Source organism: Alicyclobacillus vulcanalis (assembly GCF_900156755.1).
In the GTDB taxonomy this organism is placed as follows: Bacteria; Bacillota; Bacilli; order Alicyclobacillales; family Alicyclobacillaceae; genus Alicyclobacillus; species Alicyclobacillus vulcanalis.
Window position 1 is genome coordinate 91,870 of the sequence record NZ_FTOO01000011.1, and the last position, 20,908, is coordinate 112,777.

Consider the following 20,908-nt stretch of genomic DNA (forward strand, 5'->3'; position numbering starts at 1 on the left):
GTGGCTCAGACGCGCGTGGTCATTGTCGACGATCACGCCCTCGTGCGCCAAGGTCTGCGCCTCATTTTGCACGGGGTGAATGGCATTCAGGTGGTGGGCGAGTGCGCAAGCGGCGAAGAGGCGCTGAAGATGGCTGTGCGCGAGAATCCCGACGTCATGTTGATGGACGTCCACATGCCTCAGGGGCTGGACGGGATCACGGCGGCGCGGCATCTCCGGCAAGTGGCTCCGCAGATCCGCGTGATCATGCTGACGATGTTCGACGATCGCGCGCACGTCGAAAAGATGTTGGATGCAAACGTCTCGGGCATCGTGTTCAAGCACGACGACTCGAGCGAAATCGTGGCCGCCATCCAGCAAGGTCAACCGGGCCGCCCATACATCTCTCGCCGGTGGGGAGAGCGTGCGCCAGGCGCTGACGGGAGCCCGCGTCCCACTCAGCCTTTATCGCCGCGCGAAATGGAGGTCCTCGTGCTTTTGGCGCAGGGTTATACGAATCGGGAGGTGGCGGACGCCCTTCACATCAGTGTGAAGACCGTGGAAACCCATCGGCAACACATCATGCGCCGACTCGGGCTCAAATCGAGGGCTGAGCTGGTGCGATACGCGTATCAGAGCGGCCTCGTGGAGCTGGCGAACCCGAGGGCGGCGCCCGATGCTGGAGAAAGGTAGTCTGCGCGCCAAGCGCGCGAGGACAGGGCCTGGGGTGTCACCGCTACGGAAGGTCGAGTTCGAGCCGGGCTTCACACGCGGGCGAGGCGCGGCGACTCGCACGGTGCACCCTCAGGCGAGGTTGGCGGACCGCTCGGCCTTTTCCTCGCGCAGCGCCTCGCGCAGGCTGCGCAGCGCCTTGCGAAACACCTTTGTCTGTTCGAAGGTCACGCCGTACGTCTTCAACTCTTGGAGCTGTTTCATCCGGCGCTTGGCCGACTTGTACGCCGCGCGCTTTTCTTCATACGACCGGTTTGGGTCCCGCTGCATTTCCAGCGCGTCTAAGATGGATTGAAAACACATCCGCGCTTGCGTCACAAATTCCGTCTGACACATCATGCAAAACTGGAGGTCTGACGGCATCTTGCATCGCTTGCACCGGCTCGCACTCTTGGGAAAGGGCCTCTTGCCGTACAGGGGTATCGGGTCAGGGTTCAAGGCCGACAGCGAGATCTCCTCGGTGTCTTTCGCCACGTGCATATCCCTCCTTTGGCCGAAGGGCTGCGGCCTGTCCGGAGGCCGCTCCATCCGCGCGAATAGACGGATCCGCTGGGACGGAAGTTCATCGAACGTTGACCGTGGGTTCAAGTTCCCCTCTTCCATGGATCCTATCACAAGACCCCTCCGATTGCGATGAACGGCCAATGGCAGCCGTGCGGCTGTGCGCCGGATGACACCTGGAAAGCGCGCGGTGGGGACTTTCAATCGCCCATCTCCTTCCGAAGCGGAATGCCTGTGGGATGTGATGGCCGGATCGAGCGCGTCTCTTCACTACCCACTATATGGCCTATCTCGTGAGCTATGCGGACGCCGAGCTGTTTGTTAGAATTGGGAAGACGAATCGACACGAGATTGGGGATTTGACGTTGGCTTCGCGGCAGATGAAGGTCGAGGCGGAACCGCTGGCACCGGTGTTTGCTCGCCTGTGCGACGCTTGTTCGTCCGTGGTCTATGGCCAGGAGGACGCCATACAGCTGGTTGTCTGCGCGCTCGTCGCGGGCGGGCACGTCTTGATGGAGGATGTGCCGGGTGTCGGAAAAACGACGCTCGCCAAGAGCATCGCGCGCCTCCTCGGCCTTTCCATAAACCGCATACAGTGCACACCGGACCTGTTGCCGGCGGATATTCTGGGCTATGTGATGTACGATCAGGCCCGCGGCACGTTTCAGATTCGAAAGGGCCCGATTTTCAGCGAGATCGTCCTGGTCGACGAGCTGAATCGCGCGACGCCGCGAACGCAAAGCGCCTTTCTTGAAGCGATGGAAGAGGGCGTTGTCACCCTCGAGGACAGGCAGTGTCCGCTGCCAGAACCGTTTTGGGTCCTTGCCACACAGAACCCCCGCTCGTTCGAGGGGACCTATTCGCTCCCGGAGTCGGAGCTCGACCGCTTTCTCCTGTGCATCCGGCTCGGATATCCTCCGCGAGAGGACGAGGTGCGCATGCTGGCGGCGGGAGGTGCGGAGGCGTGCATCGAGCGGCTGCGGCCCGTCGCGACGACGGCGGACGTGTTGCGTTGGCGCCGGGAGGGAGACGAGGTTCACGTCGATCCGGCCGTGCTCCGCTATATCGTGACGCTCGCCGATGCGCTGCGCCATCATCCACACGTGCTTCTGGGCCCGAGCCCGCGCGGTTCGCTCGCTCTGCTCCGCGCTGCAAAGGCTTGGGCTTTCATTCACGGGCGCGACTATGTGGTGCCGGACGATGTGCGCCGCCTCGCCGTCCCCGTGTGGGGGCATCGCATTCGCCCGGAGGGCGGCACGTGGGACGAGTGGACCGACATGTCACCCGCCGCTGTGCTGGAGGACGTCCTCAGCCGAATCCCCGCGCCGAAGCTCGGTGAGGGCCCATGATCCCTTTCCAGCGCCGATTGTGGATTCTGGCGCCGCTGTGGCTGGTCGGGGCATGCCTGACCTACCTCGCGCTCGGCACGTGGAGCGCGGGCCTCTGTGCACTTGCGGGCGCCGTGGATGCGCTTTTCATCTACGAGCTTTCGGTCGTTGCGGCCGCGCGCATGTGGAGCCGGGCGAGCGTGAAACTCCCGCCTCGCGCCTTTGCGGGTGAAAACGCTCAGATCTTCGTATGCATCTCCGCGCTTCGATTCGCGGCGGGCTGGGCGCGGCATGTCGAGCTGGAGCTTGATTGGCGGGGACATCGCGGCGTCGGAGAACACCTGGAAACGGTCGCAACCGACTGGCGAAACGGGACCGTGCGGGCCGTTCTCAAGGTGGATTCGCTTCGGCGCGGCGTGTACGCGCTCGACAGCGTTCGTGTTCGCGCGGGCGACGTCTTTGGCCTCATCTCGGTCGAGCGCCGCCTGGCGGCCGAGGGAAAGCTCGTCGTGTATCCCGCGCTCGTGCCGGTGGATGAAGCGGTGCGTGCGCTGGAGCGCTGGATGCGCAGGCAGCTCGCCGCGCGGCGAGCGGCGGATGCGGTGCCAACCGGCGGCGTCGTGCCACATCGGCCGGGCGACCGGCTGAGCGTCATTCACTGGCCGACGTCGCTTCGTACCCACAGCCTGTACGCCCGAGAGAGGGCACCAGAACCCATGTCGTGGCGCGTCATTCCGCTCATTCATCCAGGCGATCCGCCCGATCTCGCCGAGCGCGCCCTTTCCATGGCCTTCTCCTTCGTGGCGCACTGGCAGAGCAGGGGGGACTCGGTCGAGTGCCTCGTCGGGGCGCGCGGAGAAGAGGGCGTGATCGTCAAGCGGTGCCGCACGGCCGCGGAAGCGGGACGCGCCCTGGCCGAGGTCGATGGGTCCCTTGGCACCGCTTGGCCGAGCGCGTCCATGCACGGCGAGGGCTGCGCCACGGTCTTGGTCACGGCGGCGGACCAGGCGGGGCGGAAGTGCATCGCGGAGATGGGGCGCTACACGGCGGTGGTATCGGCGCGGGACCGTCGGGACTCGGGCGGAGCGGAGATCGCCGCCTCACATGAGGGACGGCGTCCAAGCCGTGGGCGGCTGTAGCTGAAGGGAGGGCCGAGCATGGCGCTAAGGTCTCTTGGGCGGCTCGTGCCACGTGTCCTCTGCTGTGCCTGGGTGATGATTGCGCTGGCGCCTGTCGGCTACGCGGTTGCCAGTCACTGGGCGTTGGAAGTGGGAGCGTTTTGGCTCGCCGTGTGCCTTGGTGCCATGCTCAAGAACGCGTGGGTGCGCGGCGCCGTCTGGGCGGTGCTCATCGCAGGTCAGGCGGCACTTGGCGCCTGGCTATCCGCGGCGTTCCGAGGAACGATGACGGCGGGCGCGGGTGAATGGCGGTTTTACGCCTTAAGCGCCGCAGGGCTTGCGGCCATGGCCCTCGTTCGATATGCCTATCGGCGCCCGGTGACGTGGCTGGTCTATAACGGGGTCGCGCAGCTCGGGCTCGTGGCCGTTTCGCTGACGCGCCCGGTGGCGGGCGTGTGCCTGGAACTGATGTGCGTCGCGATCATGCTGGCGCTGTTTGCTGTGTCCCGCTCTGGGCGCGCGCCTTGTGCGCCGTTGGAACGCCGGATCGCCGCGGGGGTGGGTGCGGGCGTGGTGGTGAGCGGCGCCTTGTGCGCCCTCATTCCGCCCCAGAATCCGCTCGTGCCGGGGGTGTCGCGGATTGCGTCTCTGCTCGTGCCGAAGGTCCCTGCGCGGACAGGGTACAGTCTCGACGACAGCCATCTCGGCGGATCGCTCGTGACGGATCCGCAGCCCATTCTCGAGGTTCGAGCGCCGGCGCCGCTCGACCTCCGGGGGCAGGTGTTGGCCGACTACACGGGTCAAGGCTGGCTGTCCGTGCCGCTCGACGGGTCGGACGTGGCCACCGCAGCCATCGGCCAGGTGCTGCCCGGCGGGTTGCCGTTTTCGCATCTCGCGTATCGCACGATGGACGTCACGGTATCGGTCAAGGGCGACGTGAACACCTCGGACCTCATCGCCCCTTACGCCGTGCGGCGCGTCCTGCGGCTGCCTGGGCTCTATGGAAATGACTTTGCCATCGATAGGGTTCAGGGCAACATCAAGGCTGCGCCGCTCGGACCGGGGGCGTCGTACGAAGTGGAGGCGGCTGTGCCCGTCGATCCGTACGCGAGCCTTGCAGCCGTTCGCATGCCGTTTGCGGCAGCCCGGCGCGCCATTCCGCGGGATGTGCAGATCATCGACACGCAGCTGCCTGCGGAACTTCCGGCGCGCGTGCGGCAGCTCGCGCTGCAGATTGTCAGCGCGCGGCACGCGGCGACAGAGTACGGGATGGTCAGCGCGATCATCGCCTACCTCGCCGGGCATGAGCGATACGACGTGTCCAACATCCCTGCGCCCGCACCGGGCCAGGACTACGTGGCGCAATTTCTCTTTGAGACCCACAGGGGATACTGTGACAACTTCGCGAGCGCCGCGGCCGTGATGCTGCGCGCGCTCGGCGTCCCGGCGCGCTTCGTGACCGGCTTTGCGGTGGGCCCTGAAAACGAGGTGGCTCCAGACACGTATGTGGTCTCCGAAGCGGACGCGCACGCGTGGATCGAGGTGTATTTTCCGGGGTTTGGCTGGGTGCCGTTTGATGCCACGCCCGGTTTTCGCATGACGTTCGCGGCCGCGCCCGTCAAGCCCTCTCCCATCGCGTCTTCACATCCTGGAGCGCGGCGCGGGGCGCTCGCCGGATCGCACGTGTCGCACAGGCCGTTCGGGGTGGAGGATCTGGGGTTGGCTGTCGCGGGGTGCGCCGCGGCGAGCCTCGCCTTGGCTGCGGTTGTGCGCCGGAGGCGGTGCAGGGTGTGGCAAGGCGAGCAGGAGGCGTTTGTGCGCCTCGTCGGCCAGGCGAAAGCGCGGCTCGGTCTGTCGCCAGGCGCAACCCTGCGCGATCTTCGGCCGCTCGCCGCAAGCGCCGGGGCCGAGGGCGCGTTTGACGCGTGGCTGCGCGCGGCCGAGGCGAAGTTGTACGGCTCGTCACCCGAACCTTCCCCTGACTGGCGCGATCTCGCCGCGCCGCTGGCCCGGTGGCTCGACGCGGCTCCGACCAAGGAAGTGCAGGCCAAGCGGTAGGCGATCTGCCGATAGCCAGGGCGCCGCTGCGGGACTCGGGTTGCACCGGCAAAACGATGTTTCACTTCTGAATTTCCTGGGTCGATCTCCGGCAAACCGTGGTAAGATGAAGAGAGAATGTCGCTGAAGAACCGGGGGATGACCATGCAGACGGGCATCGAGCGGGTGCGGATCGAGACGCCGTATCCCGAAGATCACGTAAACGCATACCTCCTATTGGGCGATCCGCTCACGCTGGTGGATACCGGGCTTCCCTTTGCCAAATCGCAGGAGCAGCTGCAGGCCGGTCTTGCTGAACACGGGGTTTCCTTCGCGGACATCGAGCAGATCTTGGTCACGCACATGCACTTGGACCACATCGGCGCGGTCTCCGCGGTGCAGCGGGCATCTGGCGCGCGCATCGTCGTCTCCTCGTCGGCGCGGCGCATTGTGGAACTGGGCGAAGAAGAGCACCGCCGCTTCGACGCGTTCTACCAGGCGTTTGCGCGAGAGGCGGGATCGGATGTTCACTGGGAGTCGCGCATCTGGATGCAAAAGTACGACTGGCGCGACGTCGTGTACGTCGAGGACGGCGATAGGGTGCGCGCAGGCGGGCGCGACTGGCGCGTGATGTACGTCCCCGGGCACAGCCGGACCGACATCTGCCTCGTGGATGCAGACGGATGCGCCATTGTCGGGGACCATCTGCTACCGACCATCTCCTCCAACGCGTTTGTCGAGCCCCCGGCCGCTCCGGCCGCTCCTCGCCCGAAACCGCTCCTCGACTACCGGGCGTCGATGGAGCGCACCCGCGCGCTCGATCTCAAGATCATCTATCCTGGCCATGGGGATCCGTTCTCGGATCATCGGGCGCTCATCGACAGGCGCTTCGCGGAACACGAGTCGCGCTGCCAACAGATCTGGGAAGCGCTCGCGGCGGGCGCGTCGACGGTGGCGGAGGTGACCGCGCGCTTGTTCCCCAAGCTGCAAGGGCCCGTGGTCATGCTTGGGCTGTCGGAGGTGCAAGGTCACCTCGATCTGATGGAGAGCCGCGGTCAGGTGACCTCGTCGATGGACGGGGCGGTTCGAAGGTGGACCTGTGCGACCGCCTCGGCTCGATAGCGGCATGGCGGGCGTGAAGAGCCCTCGTTTTCCCAAATTGACGCCTCTTGTCGAAACCGATAGAATGGGTGCGTAATCCGAGACTCGTATAATGCCGGGAATACGGCCCGGCAGTCTCTACGAGGCGACCGTAAATCGCCTTGCTACGAGGTCGGGCAGGAACGTCGCATACGCCGCCGGAGAGCACGCGCGCCGCAGCGCGAGGCGCAGCTCTCCTGCGCCTTCGTGTGCTTCTTCCGGCTTGGACGGGCCGATCCTCGTGGACGTGCGGGATCGGCCCGTTGTCGTAACCGTTCCTCGCGACCTTTTCCGCAAAGGAGTGCCTGTCGATGCATGAACTTGTGGCCGTCCTCGACTTCGGAGGCCAGTACAACCAGCTGATTGCACGGCGCATCCGCGAGCTCGGGGTGTATTCCGAGCTTCTGCCCCACACGACGTCGGCCGAGGAATTGAAGTCGCGCCCTTTGAAGGGCATCGTGTTCTCGGGGGGGCCGAAGAGCGTGTTTGCGGAGGGGGCTCCGGATGTCGATCCCGCCGTGTTTCAGCTCGGGGTCCCCATTCTCGGCATCTGCTACGGGATGCAGCTTGTGGCCAAGCGATTCCATGCGGACGTCGCGCGCGGCGCGGTGCGCGAGTACGGGCGCACCATCATTGATGTGAAGCCCGAGGCTCGCTTGTTTCAGGGCCTGCCGGATCGCCAGGGCGTGTGGATGAGCCACAGCGACGTGGTGACCCGGGTCCCCGACGGGTTTCGCCTCGACGCGGTCACCGACAATGGCGCCATAGCGGCGATGTCCAACCCCGATGAGGGCTTGTACGCCGTCCAGTTCCATCCCGAGGTGCATCACAGCGAGCACGGCACGCGCATCCTGGAAAACTTCCTTTTCCAAGTCTGCGGCTGCCGGGGCGACTGGACGATGACCAACTTCATCGACGAGTCCATCGCGGCCATTCGCCAGCGGGTCGGCGACAAGCGCGTACTCGTCGCCATCTCCGGCGGCGTGGACTCGTCGGTGGCCGCGGCGCTCGTGCACCGCGCCATTGGGCACCAACTCACGGCCATGTTTGTCGATCACGGCCTGTTGCGCAAGGGCGAGAGCGACAGCGTGATGCAGAGCCTGCGGGATAAGCTGGGCATCGACGTGGTGCGCGTGGACGCAAGAGCGCGGTTTCTGAGTCGCCTCGAGGGCGTGACGGACCCTGAGCGGAAGCGAAAGATCATCGGCGAGGAGTTTATTCGGGTCTTTGAGGAAGAGTCGGATCGGCTCGGGCCGTTTGACTACCTGGTGCAGGGCACGCTTTACACGGACATCATCGAGAGCGGCACGCACACGGCGGCCACCATCAAGTCTCACCACAACGTGGGGGGGCTGCCCGAGGACATTCGGTTTGAGATCATCGAGCCGCTGAGGGAGTTGTTTAAGGACGAGGTGCGCCGCCTCGGTGAGGCGCTCGGCCTGGCGCCGGAGATCGTCTGGCGGCAGCCGTTTCCTGGCCCTGGCCTCGCCATCCGGGTGATCGGCGAGGTCACGGAAGAGAAGCTCCATCTCGTGCGCGAGTCGGACGCCATTTTGCGCGATGAAATTGCGAAGGCGGGCTTGGAACGCGAGATATGGCAGTATTTCACCGTGCTCACCGGGAACCGCACGGTCGGCGTGATGGGCGACGAGAGGACGTACGCCTACACCCTCGCCGTGCGCGCCGTGCACTCGCAGGAGGGCATGACGGCGGACTTCGCCCGCATTCCCTGGGAGGTCCTGGCGGCCATTTCGACGCGCATCGTCAACGAGGTCCCGGGCATCAACCGCGTGGTGTACGACATCACGTCGAAGCCGCCTGCGACCATCGAGTGGGAGTGACTCGCCGCCCGGCGAGTCTGCATCCGCGGGATCGAACGTTCGTGCCAAATTCACAATAAACGTTCGGATCTCCGGCGCGATCGTGTTACGATGGGGATCGGTGGGAACGCTTGTGAAGCGCGGATAGAGTTGAAAAGGCGCGCTGTCGACGAGACACCTCGGCCCTTGGGCCCGCGCGGCCTGGGGCGCTTACATGAGGAGGATGTGGCGTGATCGACCGGTACAGCCGGCCTGAAATGGCGAACTTGTGGACGCTGGAAGAGAGGATGCGCTGGTGGCTGGAAGTCGAGATTCTGGCGGTGGAGGCTTGGGCCGAGCTGGGCGTCATTCCGAAGGAGGACGCGCGGCTCATCCGGGAACGCGCTCGCTTTGATGTGAAGCGCGTGCTGGAGATTGAACAGGAGACGCGCCACGACGTGGTGGCGTTCACTCGGGCGGTCTCGGAATCGCTGGGGCCGGAGCGCAAGTGGGTGCATTATGGGCTCACGTCGACGGACGTGGTCGACACCGCGCTCATGGCGCAGCTGCGCAGGCCCATTCAGATCATCCGCGAGGACGTGGAGCAACTTCTCGCGACGCTGGAGGCGCTGGCGAAAAAGCACAAATACACGGTCATGATGGGGCGCACGCACGGCGTGCATGCGGAGCCGACGACGTTTGGGCTGAAGTGCCTGCTCTGGTACGCGGAGTTGGAGCGAGATCTCGAGCGGTTTGACGCGGCGAGCGAGCGCATGCGCTACGGCAAGATCTCCGGCGCGGTGGGCACGTACGCCAACGTGGATCCGCGGGTGGAGGAGTACGTCTGCTCGCGCCTCGGCCTGAAGCCCGCACCCATCAGCACGCAGACGCTGCAGCGGGATCGGCACGCCGAGTTCGTCTTCACGCTGGCGCTTTTGGGCACGACGCTCGACAAAATCGCGACGGAAATCCGGGCGCTGCAAAAGTCCGAGGTGCGCGAGGTGGAGGAGCCGTTTTACAAGGGCCAAAAGGGGTCCTCTGCCATGCCGCACAAGCGCAACCCGGTCTCTTGCGAGCAGATTTCCGGGCTCTCGCGCGTGTTGCGCGGTTACGTCGTGCCCGCGCTGGAAGACGTGCCGCTCTGGCACGAGCGCGACATCAGTCACTCGTCCGTGGAGCGCATCGTGCTGCCGGACGCGACTATCCTCATCGATTACATGTTGAACCGGATGAACCGCATTTTGTCGGACCTGCACGTCTACCCGGACAACATGCGGCGAAACATGGACCGGACGCACGGGCTCGTCTTTTCGCAGCGCGTCATGACCGCGCTGGTGGACAAAGGGCTGTCGCGCGAGGAGGCGTACGACACCGTCCAGCCGCTCGCCATGCAGGCGTGGGAGGAGGCGAGATCGTTCAAGGAGCTCGTCCTCGCCTCCGATCGCGTCCGGGCTCACCTGACGCCGGAAGAGGTGGACGCCCTGTTCGATCCGTCCTGGCACCTGAAGCACGTCGACACCATCTTCCAGCGATTTGGCATGTGAGCCGCTCTCACGAAAGGATGGGCGAAATGGCCGAAGAAACGCTGCTGTATGAAGGCAAGGCGAAAAAGGTGTTTGCGACGCCCGACGAGGGCGTGGTGCGCGTGGTGTACAAGGACGACGCCACCGCGTTCAACGGCGAGAAGCGAGGGACCATTGTCGGCAAGGGCGCCATCAACAACCAGGTGAGCAATCTCCTCTTTCGGTATCTCGAGGAGCACGGCGTGCCGACGCACTTCGTGGAACAGCTTTCGGAGCGCGAGACGCTCGTGCGCAAGGTGGCCATCATTCCGCTCGAGGTCGTGGTGCGCAACCTCGCCGCCGGAAGCTTCGCCAAGCGGTTCGGCATCGAGGAGGGCACGCCGCTCGAGCGCCCGCTCGTCGAGTTCTACTACAAAAACGACGCGCTCGGCGATCCCCTCGTCACCGACGATCACGCCATCCTCCTCCATCTGGCGACAGCGGAGGACCTCGCGGAGCTGAGGCGCCTCGCGCTCGCCGTCAACGACCTCCTCGTCCGGCGCTTCCGCGACGCCGGGCTCATCCTCGTCGACTTCAAGCTGGAGTTCGGCCGGCTGGGCTCCGGCGAGATCGTCCTCGCGGACGAAATTTCGCCCGACACGTGCCGGCTTTGGGACGAACACACGAGGGAAAAGATGGATAAGGACAGGTTCCGGCGCGATCTCGGCGGCGTGGAACAGGCGTACCAAGAAGTGTGGGCTCGGCTCAAGGGAGGCGTGGCGCGTTGAAGCAATTCGATGTCGAGGTCAAGGTGTGGTTGAAGCCGTCTGTGTTCGATCCTCAGGGTCACGCGGTCCAAGGCGCGCTCGTCTCGCTGGGGTTTCAGGAGATGGGCGAGGTGCGCATCGGCAAGTTCATTCAGATGACCATCGCCGCCGAGGACGAACAGGCTGCGGCGCGCCAAGTCGAGGACATGTGCCAGAAGGTGCTCGCGAATCCCGTCATGGAGACCTACGCGTTTGACGTCAAGGAGCGAGGCCAATGAGGTGGGCGGTGGTCGTCTTTCCGGGTTCCAATTGCGATCGCGACGCCGAGCAGGCCATCCGCCTGGTGACGGGCGACCCGGTCGATCTCGTCTGGCACGACGCCGCGGACCTGTCGGCGTATGACGCCATCGTGCTTCCGGGCGGCTTCTCCTATGGCGACTACCTTCGGGCCGGAGCCATCGCGCGCTTTTCGCCCGTCGTGAGCGCCATCGCCCGCGAGGCCGAGCGAGGCAAGCCGGTGCTCGGCATTTGCAATGGATTCCAAATTCTCACGGAAGCCGGCCTGCTTCCCGGCGCGCTTCTGCACAACGAGCACCTCCAGTTTCGGTGTGAGGTGGCCGCGCTGCGCGTGGAGACGAACGATTCGCCGTTCACGCGCCTGTATGAGCGGGGAGAAGTCATCCGCATTCCCATCGCGCACGGCGAAGGGCGGTTCCACGCGGAACCCGGTGTTCTCGAAGCGCTTCGCCGCGAGGACCGAGTCGCCTTCCGCTACGTCGACAATCCAAACGGGTCGGCCGACGACATCGCCGGCATTTTGAGCGCCAGGCGCAACGTGCTGGGCCTCATGCCGCACCCTGAGCGCGCCGTGATCGAGTGGATGGGGTCGGAGGACGGCATTCGCATGTTTCAGTCGATTCGCGCGCACGTCGAGGAGGGCCTAACGCATGCGTGAGCCAACGCCTGAAGAGATTCGGAGTGGCGCCATCTATCGGAGCCTGGGGCTGACCGACGCCGAGTACGAGCTGGTGGTGGAGAAGCTTGGACGCCTGCCGAACTACGTGGAGGCTGGCATCTTCGGCGTGCTTTGGTCGGAGCACTGCAGCTACAAGAGCTCGAAAGTCCACCTGCGCAGGTTCCCGACATCGGGCCCACAGGTCTTGCAGGGACCGGGCGAAAACGCGGGCGTGGTGGACATCGGCGACGGGTGGGCCGTGGCGTTCAAGATGGAGAGCCACAACCATCCTTCGGCCGTCGAACCCTACCAGGGCGCAGCGACAGGCGTCGGCGGCATCCTGCGCGATATCTTCACGATGGGCGCGCGGCCCATCGCGTTTTTGGACAGCCTGCGGTTTGGGCCACTGGACGACGCGCGCACGCGGTACTTGTTCGCGCAGGTCGTGGCCGGGATCGGCGGCTATGGGAACTGCGTCGGTATCCCCACCGTCGGCGGCGAGGTTCAGTTCTCGCCGACCTATCGCCAGAACCCGCTGGTCAACGCGATGTGCGTCGGCATCCTGCCCGCAAACGGCATCGTGCGCGGGGAAGCGAAGGGCGTCGGGAACCCGGTGTTTGTCGTCGGCGCGCGGACCGGCCGCGACGGCATTCACGGCGCCACGTTCGCGTCGGCGGAGGATCCGGAGGAAAAGGAGCGCTCCGCCGTGCAAGTGGGCGATCCGTTCCTCGGCAAGCTGCTCATGGAGGCGTGCCTCGAGCTCATCTCCACAGGTACGGTCGTCGGAATTCAGGACATGGGCGCCGCCGGGTTGACGTCGTCATCGGCGGAGATGGCGAGCCGCGCGGGCGGCGGGATCGAGCTCGCCTTGGACCGGGTGCCCGTGCGCGAGACGGGCATGACGCCGTACGAAATGATGCTGTCCGAGTCGCAGGAGCGCATGCTCGTCGTGCTGGAGCGCGGCAAGGAAGACGTCGCGTTCTCCATCTTTCGGCGCTACGGCCTGGAGGTGGCGGACGTCGGGCGCGTGACCGACGACGGCATGCTTCGCCTCCTGTGGCACGGGGACGTGGTGGCCGAAATCCCCGTTCGGGCGCTCGTCGACGAGGCGCCCGTGTACGCAAGGCCCGTAGGCCCGCCCGTCGAGCCGCAGGCCGCGCGCATCCCTGAGCCCGATCTCGGCCAGATCGAAGCGGCCTGGCTCGACTTGATGCGCCACCCGAACATCGCGGACAAGTCGTGGGTCTACCGCCAATACGACACGATGGTGCGCGCGCAGACGGTCATCGGCCCTGGCATGGACGCGGCGCTCGTCAAAGTGCCCGGCCTGGATAAAGCCATCGCCATGGCGACGGATGGCAATGCCCGCTACGTCCGGCTCAATCCCAAAAAGGGCGGCGCCATCGCCGTGGCGGAGGCGGCCCGCAACGTCGCCGCCGTCGGCGCCAAGCCGCTCGCCATCACCAACTGCTTAAACTTCGGGAATCCCGAGAAGCCCGCGGTCATGCGCCAGCTGTCGGACGCCATCGACGGCATGGCGGAGGCTTGCCGCGCGCTCGACACGCCCGTCGTGAGCGGCAACGTGTCGCTGTACAACGAGTCGCGCGGCCAGGACATCGATCCGACCCCCATCGTCGGCTGCGTCGGGGTCCTCGACGGGATCGCGCGCCGCATGCCCTCGATGCCGCGAGACCCGCGGGGGCTTACGCTGGTGGTGCTCGGCCGGGAGGACGACGATCTCGGCGGGTCCTTGTACGCTGAGCTGGCGTGTGGGGAGCCGGTGGGCGATGCGCCCTATCTCGATCTCGCCGCCGAGCGGCGCCTGCACGAACTGCTGCAGCGCATCGCGGCGGACGGGCTCGCCCAGGCGGTCCACGACGTCTCCGAAGGCGGCTTGGCCGTCGCCATCGCGGAGATGGCCATCGGCGCGGGCTGCGGCGCGTCCATCGCGGCGCCCGAAGCGGTGCGCTTCGCGGGCTGGCTGTTCTCCGAAGCGCAGGGCCGTGCGATCGCGGCGGTCGCGCCGGAGGCGTTGGCGCCCTTGCTCGATCTCGCCCAGGCCCTCGATGTCCCGGCGCGCGCCGCAGGGGAGTTCACCGGCGCGCCGCATCTCGAAGTCTCATTCGGCGAGCATCGCGTCCGCGTTTCGCTCGCAGATTTGGAGGAGGCGTACCGAACCGCGATTCCGAGCCTTCTCCGCTCGCATGCTGTCGACTCGCGCGCAACGGTTTGAGCCAAAGGAGAGACCAGGCGTGGATAGCGTGGAAAAGCAGGCGGCTTACGACGACAAGCCGCGCGAAGAGTGTGGCGTCTTTGGCATCTTTGGTCACCCGCGGGCGGCTGCGCTCACCTATTACGGGCTCGTCGCGCTCCAGCACCGCGGACAAGAGGCGGCCGGCATCACGTCGACGGACGGATCGCGCATGTACAGCCACAAGGGATTGGGGCTTTTGACCGACGTGTTCCGGGCGGGCGAGCTCGAGGGGCTGTACGGCCACGCCGCCATCGGGCACGTGCGGTACTCGACGGCCGGATCGAACACGATACAAAACGCGCAGCCCATCGCGCTCGCGACGCACGCGCGCAACTTCGCCATCGCGCACAACGGCAACCTCGTCAACGCGCGCTTCCTGCGCATTCAGTTGGAGGAACAGGGCAGCCTGTTTCAGACGACGTCGGACACCGAGGTCATCGCGCACCTCATCGCCAAGGAGGGCGCGGGCGATTTGGCCGATCTCGTCGCGCGGGCCGTGCGGAAGATCGAGGGTGGCTTTGCGCTCGTCATCCTGAGCGACGACGAGCTCATCGCCGTGCGCGATCCGTTTGGCTTGCGCCCGATGGTCCTCGGCCGGCTCGGTGACGCGCACGTCGTGGCGTCCGAGTCGTGCGCGTTCGAGACGGTCGGCGCCACGCTCATCCGGGACGTCGAACCCGGGGAACTGCTGCACATCACGCGGGCGGGCGTGCGCTCGGTGCGGTTCGCGCCGCGCGGACCCAGGCGCATGTGCACGTTTGAGCACGTGTACTTCGCGCGCCCCGACAGCGACGTCGACGGCTGGAACGTGCACAGCGTGCGCAAGCAGCTTGGCCGCATTCTGGCCGAAAAGCATCCCGCGCCGGGCGACATCGTGATCGGCGTGCCGGACTCGAGCGTGTCGGCCGCGGCCGGTTACGCCGAGCAAAGCGGGCTCCCACTGGAGACGGGCCTCATCAAGAACAAGTACATCGCGCGCACGTTCATCCAGCCTTCGCAGGAGCTGCGCGATCTCGGCGTCCGCCTGAAGTTGAACGCGGTCCGATCCGTCGTCGAGGGCAAGCGCGTGGTCCTCATCGACGACTCCATCGTCCGCGGCACCACCTCCCGGCGCATCGTCCGCTTGCTGCGCGGCGCGGGAGCGCTCGAGGTCCACGTGCGCATCTCGAGCCCGCCGTACGTGAGTCCGTGCCACTACGGCATCGACACGGCCAAGGAGGACGAGCTTATCGCCGCGCGCCACTCCGTCGAGGACATCCGGCGTGCCATCGAGGCCGACTCGCTCGAGTTCCTGACGGTGGAGGAGCTGATGCAGGGTTTCGGGTTTCCGGCCGGATCGCCCGTGCCCTTCTGCAACGCGTGCTTCACCCGCCGCTATCCGACGAGTTTGATCGATCAGACGCTGAACGAGGGCATGGAGCCCATCCGCATAGGAGGGTGAACCTTGGATCTGTACAAACAGGCGGGCGTCGACATCGACGCCGGCAACGAGGCGGCCAAGCGATACGCCGGTCTGGCCAAGTCGACGCTCCGGCCCGAGGTGCTCGCGGCCATCGGCGGCTTCGCGAGCGGGTTTGCGCTCGATCTCGCACGGTTCTCGGAGCCCGTCCTGGTCTCCGGCACCGACGGCGTCGGCACGAAGCTCAAAATCGCCTTCGCCGCGGGGCGGCACGACACGGTCGGCATCGACTGCGTGGCGATGTGCGTCAACGACATCCTCACGGTGGGCGCGGAGCCGCTGTTTTTTCTGGACTACCTCGCCGTCGGCAAGCTCGACGTCGGCGTGGCCGAAGCGGTGGTGTCGGGCGTCGCAGAGGGCTGCCGCCAGGCCGGCGTGGCGCTCGTGGGCGGTGAGACGGCCGAAATGCCCGGCATGTACGGCGATGGCGAGTACGATCTCGCCGGCTTCGCCGTGGGCTGCGTGAACCGCGGCGAGATGGTGGACGGATCGGCCGTGCGAGCGGGGGACGTGCTGCTCGGGCTCGCGTCAAACGGCGTGCATTCAAATGGCTACTCCCTCGTGCGCAAGCTCGTGGCGGAGCACAACCTTCAACTCACCGACCGGTTTCCCGGCGAGGACGCGGACACGGCGGAGGTGCTGCTTCGCCCGACGCGGATTTACGTCAAGAGCGTCCTCAAGCTCCTGCGCGGCGGGGTGCGCGTCACGGCGATGGCCCACATCACGGGCGGCGGCATCGTCGACAACCTGCCGCGCGTGCTCCCCAAGGGCTGCGAGGCGCAGATCCGGCGCGGGTCATGGCCAATGCAGCCGGTGTTTCAGTGGCTGCTCGGCGCGAGCGGCCTTTCCCTGGAGGAGGCGTCGCGCATCTGGAATCTCGGCATCGGCTATGTCGTCGCGCTGCCCGAGGCCGAGGCGACGCGCGCGGCCGCGATCCTTCGCGAGGAGGGCGAGGCGGTGTACGAGATCGGCCGGATCGCCCGCGGCGACGGCGGCGTGGTGTTTCTCGACTAGAGAAAGCGGGTCAGCCCGCAAAGGAGTGGGAACGTGGCAGGACTGGCGCTCGTCAGCGTCTACGAGAAGGAAGGCATTGTGCCGTTTTGCGAAGCGTTGCGTGAGCTCGGTTTTGACATCCTCTCGACCGGCGGCACCGCAAGGCTGCTCGAGCAGTCTGGCATCCCCGTCACGCCCATCGAGGAGCACACCGGCTTTCCGGAGATCCTCGATGGGCGCGTGAAGACGCTCCACCCGCGCGTGCACGGCGGACTGCTGGCGCGCCGCGACGTGCCTGAGCATGTGGAGCAGATGAAGAAGCACGGCCTGAAGGCCATCGATCTCGTCGTCGTCAACCTGTACCCCTTCGCGAAAACCATCGCGCGCGAAGGCGTCACGGACGACGAGGCCATCGAGATGATCGACATCGGCGGGCCCGCGATGCTGCGCAGCGCGGCCAAAAATCACGAATTCGTGCTCCCCGTGATCGATCCCGCCGATTACCCGCGCGTCCTTGAGGCCCTGCGCCAGGGCGAGGTGTCGCGCGAGTTCCGCCGCGAGCTCGCGGCCAAGGTGTTTCGGACGCTCTCGCGCTACGATGCGCTCGTCGCCGACTATTTGGCGGGTGACCTCGCCCCTGAGGCCAAGGGGGAGGACGAGTGGCCGCAGGTGTTCCACGTGACGGGCGTCGCCAAGCAGGCTTTGCGCTACGGCGAGAACCCGCATCAGCGCGCCCACTTTTACATGGAGCCCAACGCCACGAAGGCCACCATCGCGCGAGCCGAGCAGCTTCAAGGCAAGGAACTTTCCTACAACAACATCCAGGATGCCGACAGCGCGCTTCAAATCCTCCGCGCGTTTGACGACTTCGGCGAGCCCATCGCCGTGGCGGTCAAGCACATGAACCCCTGCGGCATCGGCCGCGGCAGCACGCTATTCGAGGCGTTTGACCAGGCGTACGAGGCTGATCCCGTCTCCATTTTCGGCGGCATCGTCGCGCTGAACCGCGAGGTCGACCGCCGCCTCGCCGAGCGCCTCGCCGGCATCTTCCTCGAGATCATCATCGCGCCAACCTTCGCTGAGGAAGCGCGCGAGGTCCTGGCGAAGAAAAAGAATCTGCGCCTCTTGACGGTCGACATGTCTCAGCCCGTGTGGCCGTCAGGCGCCGTGACGTTCCGGCGCGTCACCGGGGGCTTTTTGGTCCAGTCGGTCGATCACGCCTCGGCCGATCCGAACGATTGGCGCGTCGTGACGAAGCGCGCACCGACCGACGCAGAGTACGAGGCGCTTCGCTTCGCCTGGCGCGCCGTCCAGTTCGTCAAGTCCAACGCCATTGTCGTGGCGGACGCCCAAAAAACGCTTGGCATCGGCGCAGGGCAGATGAACCGCGTGGGTGCGGCCGAGATCGCCCTGAAGCAGGCCGGTGCGCGCGCCAAGGGGGCCGTCCTCGCCTCCGACGCGTTCTTCCCGATGCGAGACACGGTCGAGGCTGCGGCGCGCGCGGGAATTGCCGCGATCGTCCAGCCGGGCGGCTCCATCCGGGATGAGGACAGCATTGCCGCCGCAGATGAGGCCGGGATCGCCATGGTGTTCACCGGCGAACGCCACTTCCTGCACTGAGGCGAGTCGAACACGGTCAAGGAGGAGAGACGATGGGAAACGCAGAGCGGCGCCCGCGCGTGCTCGTGGTGGGCCAAGGCGCGCGCGAACACGCCATGGTCTGGAAACTCGCGCAGAGTGAGAGCCGGCCCACCATCTACGCGGCGCCGGGGAACCCCGGCATGGCGGAGTGGGCCGAGCTGGTGAACATCTCGGCGTCCGATCACGCCGCGATGGTGCGCTTTTGCCGCGAACGCGGCGTGGACCTCGTGGCCGTGGGCCCCGAGCAGCCGCTGGCCGAGGGGCTGGCGGACGCGCTCGCCGAAGCCGGGATCGCCGTCTTCGGGCCGAGCCGCTTGGCGGCGCAGCTCGAGGCCTCCAAGGCCTTTTCCAAGCAGGTCATGGAAGAGGCCGGCGTGCCGACGGCGCGCCACCGCACGTTCGCCGATCTCGACGAGGCTCGCGCCTACGTTCGCGCGCACGGCGCGCCGATTGTGGTCAAGGCGGACGGGCTCGCGGCGGGCAAGGGCGTCGTCGTCGCGGAGACCGTCGACGAGGCCGAACGGGCGCTCGAGGACATGCTCGTCGGCGGGCGCTTCGGCGCGTCGGGGCACCGGGTCGTGATCGAGGAGTTCATGCGGGGCGTGGAAGTGTCGCTCATGTACTTCGTCGACGCCCACACCGCCGTGCCGATGCTCCCCGCCCGGGACTTCAAGCGCCTGCTGGATGGCGATCGCGGCCCGAACACGGGTGGGATGGGCGCGTTCTCGCCCGTGCCGCGCGTGACGCAGGACGTGATCGACCGCGTGACTCGGGAGATTGTGCAGCCGACCCTCGCGCGCCTGCGCGAGATGGGCGCGGTGTATCGCGGCGTGCTGTACGCCGGACTCATGCTGACCGACGAGGGGCCGAAGGTCGTGGAGTTCAACTGCCGCTTCGGCGATCCCGAGACGGAGGTCGTGCTCCCGCTGTTTGCCGGGGACCTGTTCGAGGTGATGTGGGCGGTTGCGCACGATTCCCTGCAACCCGCCGCGGTGTCCTGGCACCGGGATGCAGCGGTGTGCGTCGTGATGGCGAGCGCGGGCTACCCCGCGTCCTCCGAGACCGGCGTGCCCATCGAGCTCCCGGGGCAGCTCCCGGAAGGCGTGACCGTGTTTCACGCCGGCACGCGCGCGGGCGAAGGCGGCCGCCTCGAAACCGCAGGCGGCCGCGTGCTCACCGTGAGCGCCGTCGCGCACGACATCCCCGCGGCCCTGGACCGCGCGTACACCGCCGTCGCCTCGATCCGCTTTAGCGGAGCGCAGTATCGCCACGATATCGCACATAATTGGCAATCCTAGCAATGTGCGCTATCCTTATCTCCGGGAATGGCGGCCACGACGCTGGCCGCTTTACGCGGAGGAGGGATCGCGTTGTACGCCATCTTGATGCTCTGTGCGGCGGCGATGTACGGGCTCGTATCGCCCGTTCTGCGCATCGCGTACGCATCCGGGCTCGATCCCGCCACGGCCACCGACGCGCAGTACGCCATCGCGGCGGTGTGCCTGTGGGCCGTCGCACTGTTTCGCCACCGGGGCAAGCGGATCGATCGCCGCCAGTGGCTGCTCATCGCCCTCATCGGCCTCATGAATGCCCTGTTCTGCTACACGTACTATCGTGCGCTCGCCGTCCTGCCGGCCTCCGTCGCCATCGTGTTCATGTTCCAGTTCGTGTGGATGGCGACGCTCATCGATGCCATCTGGCATCGCCGCGTCCCAGGGGCCGCGAAGTGGGTCGGCCTCGTCCTCATTCTCGGCGGCACCGTCCTTGCCGTCGGAGCCACCGGGGCCTCGTGGAAGAGCGTCCCCTTCGGTGCTGCCCTCATGGGGCTAGGCGCCGCGCTCGCCTATGCCGTGAATCTCACCCTCTCCGCTTACAACGATCCCGACGTCTCTCCAGAGCTTCGTTCCGCGCTCGTGATCACCATCGCCGGGCTCGCCGTGCTGGCAGTGTTCCCACCCGGCCCGTTCGTTCACAGGCTCATGGCCAGCCCATCTCCAACGCTCTTCTGGGGATTTTGGGTCGCGCTTTTGAGTCAGGTTCTTCCGACGCTGTTTGCCCTCGTCGCCATCCCGCGCATCGGTGGCCGCACGGCCGCAGTGCTCGGCACGTTGGAACTTCCCGTGGCCGTCGTCGGCGCATGGCTCTTGAACGGCGATCACGTCTTTCCCATCCGATGGCTGGGCGTCGCGCTCATTCTCGCGGGCATGATGGTCAGCGAACTGCGGCTTTGGGATGTGCGTCGCGCGCTCGACCCGCAACATTCGATGCTGACCAAGGCCCGCCTGCGCGCTCGACTTGTGAAATCGCGCGAGGTCCCGAGGCGCTAAGGCAGAGGAGGCGCTGAGGCAGAGGAGGCGCTGAGGCAGAGGAGGCGCTGGAGCGGAAGTTCGAAGGGGCGTGTTTGGCCTGTGGGATGGGCGCGAAATCGAGCGGCGTGCGCGGGATGCGCGCCGCTCGTTCCTTTGTTGCGTCCAGTAGGCGAGGAGCGAAATCAAGGGCCGCATCAGGGTGGATTGAATTTCCTCGAGAATGGAGGTTGACAGACGCTGCAAAAGGGTGTTAATATCATTCTCGCCGCCCGCGAGGCGGCGCGAACGACCGCGCGAGAGCGCGGGAACGCTCCTTGAAAACTAAACACACGAGACCACCAAACCCACAAGTCCATGCGACCCCAAATGGAGTACAGGATAGACGCTTGGATTG

General features: G+C 66.3%; 17 protein-coding genes and 1 riboswitch. Of the genes, 16 read left to right on the plus strand and 1 reads right to left on the minus strand.

Annotated elements, in window-relative coordinates; genetic code table 11:
• Nucleotides 1-672 (plus strand): response regulator transcription factor, encoded by a 672-nt coding sequence (locus tag BW934_RS12350; RefSeq protein WP_076348534.1) that lies wholly within the window; start codon nucleotides 1-3, stop codon nucleotides 670-672.
• Nucleotides 673-783: 111 nt separating this feature from the next.
• Here the strand turns inward: BW934_RS12350 and BW934_RS12355 are convergent, their stop codons facing one another.
• Nucleotides 784-1,185 carry a hypothetical protein gene (locus BW934_RS12355; RefSeq protein WP_076348594.1) on the minus strand — a complete coding sequence of 134 codons (402 nt, stop codon included), beginning with the start codon at nucleotides 1,183-1,185 and terminating at the stop codon, nucleotides 784-786.
• 320 nt (nucleotides 1,186-1,505) lie between these two features.
• Here BW934_RS12355 and BW934_RS12360 point away from each other — a divergent pair, with 320 nt between their 5' ends.
• From BW934_RS12360 to BW934_RS12430, 15 genes are all read left to right on the plus strand, one after another.
• On the plus strand, nucleotides 1,506-2,561 hold the full coding sequence (locus BW934_RS12360; RefSeq protein WP_234969784.1) for an AAA family ATPase: 1,056 nt from the start codon (nucleotides 1,506-1,508) through the stop codon (nucleotides 2,559-2,561).
• Nucleotides 2,558-3,679: a DUF58 domain-containing protein gene (locus tag BW934_RS12365; RefSeq protein ID WP_076348536.1), complete on the plus strand. Its 1,122-nt coding sequence runs from the start codon at nucleotides 2,558-2,560 to the stop codon at nucleotides 3,677-3,679. The genes BW934_RS12360 and BW934_RS12365 overlap by 4 nt, the downstream gene beginning before the upstream one ends.
• 18 nt (nucleotides 3,680-3,697) lie before the next feature.
• The gene (locus BW934_RS12370) at nucleotides 3,698-5,716 is read left to right on the plus strand and encodes a transglutaminase TgpA family protein (RefSeq protein WP_076348538.1); all 2,019 of its coding nucleotides are present in this window, start codon (nucleotides 3,698-3,700) and stop codon (nucleotides 5,714-5,716) included.
• A gap of 117 nt (nucleotides 5,717-5,833) precedes the next feature.
• Nucleotides 5,834-6,817: an MBL fold metallo-hydrolase gene (locus BW934_RS12375; protein WP_234969786.1), complete on the plus strand. Its 984-nt coding sequence runs from the start codon at nucleotides 5,834-5,836 to the stop codon at nucleotides 6,815-6,817.
• A 64-nt stretch (nucleotides 6,818-6,881) separates the two neighbouring features.
• Nucleotides 6,882-6,983: riboswitch (purine riboswitch) on the plus strand.
• Between the two features lie 163 nt (nucleotides 6,984-7,146).
• On the plus strand, nucleotides 7,147-8,676 hold the full coding sequence (guaA, locus tag BW934_RS12380) for a glutamine-hydrolyzing GMP synthase (protein ID WP_076348540.1): 1,530 nt from the start codon (nucleotides 7,147-7,149) through the stop codon (nucleotides 8,674-8,676).
• A 209-nt stretch (nucleotides 8,677-8,885) separates the two neighbouring features.
• Nucleotides 8,886-10,178: an adenylosuccinate lyase gene (gene purB / locus BW934_RS12385; RefSeq protein WP_076348542.1), complete on the plus strand. Its 1,293-nt coding sequence runs from the start codon at nucleotides 8,886-8,888 to the stop codon at nucleotides 10,176-10,178.
• 26 nt (nucleotides 10,179-10,204) lie between these two features.
• Nucleotides 10,205-10,924 carry a phosphoribosylaminoimidazolesuccinocarboxamide synthase gene (purC, locus tag BW934_RS12390; protein WP_076348544.1) on the plus strand — a complete coding sequence of 240 codons (720 nt, stop codon included), beginning with the start codon at nucleotides 10,205-10,207 and terminating at the stop codon, nucleotides 10,922-10,924.
• Nucleotides 10,921-11,181 carry a phosphoribosylformylglycinamidine synthase subunit PurS gene (gene purS, locus BW934_RS12395; protein ID WP_076348546.1) on the plus strand — a complete coding sequence of 87 codons (261 nt, stop codon included), beginning with the start codon at nucleotides 10,921-10,923 and terminating at the stop codon, nucleotides 11,179-11,181. Before purC ends, purS begins: the two co-directional genes overlap by 4 nt.
• A complete protein-coding gene (purQ, locus tag BW934_RS12400; RefSeq protein WP_076348548.1) occupies nucleotides 11,178-11,858 on the plus strand; it encodes a phosphoribosylformylglycinamidine synthase subunit PurQ in 681 nt (226 codons plus the stop codon). Before purS ends, purQ begins: the two co-directional genes overlap by 4 nt.
• Nucleotides 11,851-14,091 carry a phosphoribosylformylglycinamidine synthase subunit PurL gene (gene purL / locus BW934_RS12405; RefSeq protein WP_076348550.1) on the plus strand — a complete coding sequence of 747 codons (2,241 nt, stop codon included), beginning with the start codon at nucleotides 11,851-11,853 and terminating at the stop codon, nucleotides 14,089-14,091. Before purQ ends, purL begins: the two co-directional genes overlap by 8 nt.
• Nucleotides 14,092-14,110: 19 nt before the next feature.
• A complete protein-coding gene (gene purF / locus BW934_RS12410; protein WP_076348552.1) occupies nucleotides 14,111-15,553 on the plus strand; it encodes an amidophosphoribosyltransferase in 1,443 nt (480 codons plus the stop codon).
• 3 nt (nucleotides 15,554-15,556) lie between these two features.
• A complete protein-coding gene (purM, locus tag BW934_RS12415) occupies nucleotides 15,557-16,585 on the plus strand; it encodes a phosphoribosylformylglycinamidine cyclo-ligase (RefSeq protein WP_076348554.1) in 1,029 nt (342 codons plus the stop codon).
• A gap of 33 nt (nucleotides 16,586-16,618) precedes the next feature.
• Nucleotides 16,619-18,184: a bifunctional phosphoribosylaminoimidazolecarboxamide formyltransferase/IMP cyclohydrolase gene (gene purH / locus BW934_RS12420; RefSeq protein ID WP_076348556.1), complete on the plus strand. Its 1,566-nt coding sequence runs from the start codon at nucleotides 16,619-16,621 to the stop codon at nucleotides 18,182-18,184.
• 32 nt (nucleotides 18,185-18,216) lie between these two features.
• Complete coding sequence (purD, locus tag BW934_RS12425; RefSeq protein WP_076348558.1) at nucleotides 18,217-19,503, plus strand: phosphoribosylamine--glycine ligase; 1,287 nt, start codon at nucleotides 18,217-18,219, stop codon at nucleotides 19,501-19,503.
• 72 nt (nucleotides 19,504-19,575) lie between these two features.
• A complete protein-coding gene (locus BW934_RS12430) occupies nucleotides 19,576-20,532 on the plus strand; it encodes an EamA family transporter (RefSeq protein ID WP_076348560.1) in 957 nt (318 codons plus the stop codon).
• The last annotated feature ends 376 nt before the right edge of the window (nucleotides 20,533-20,908 follow it).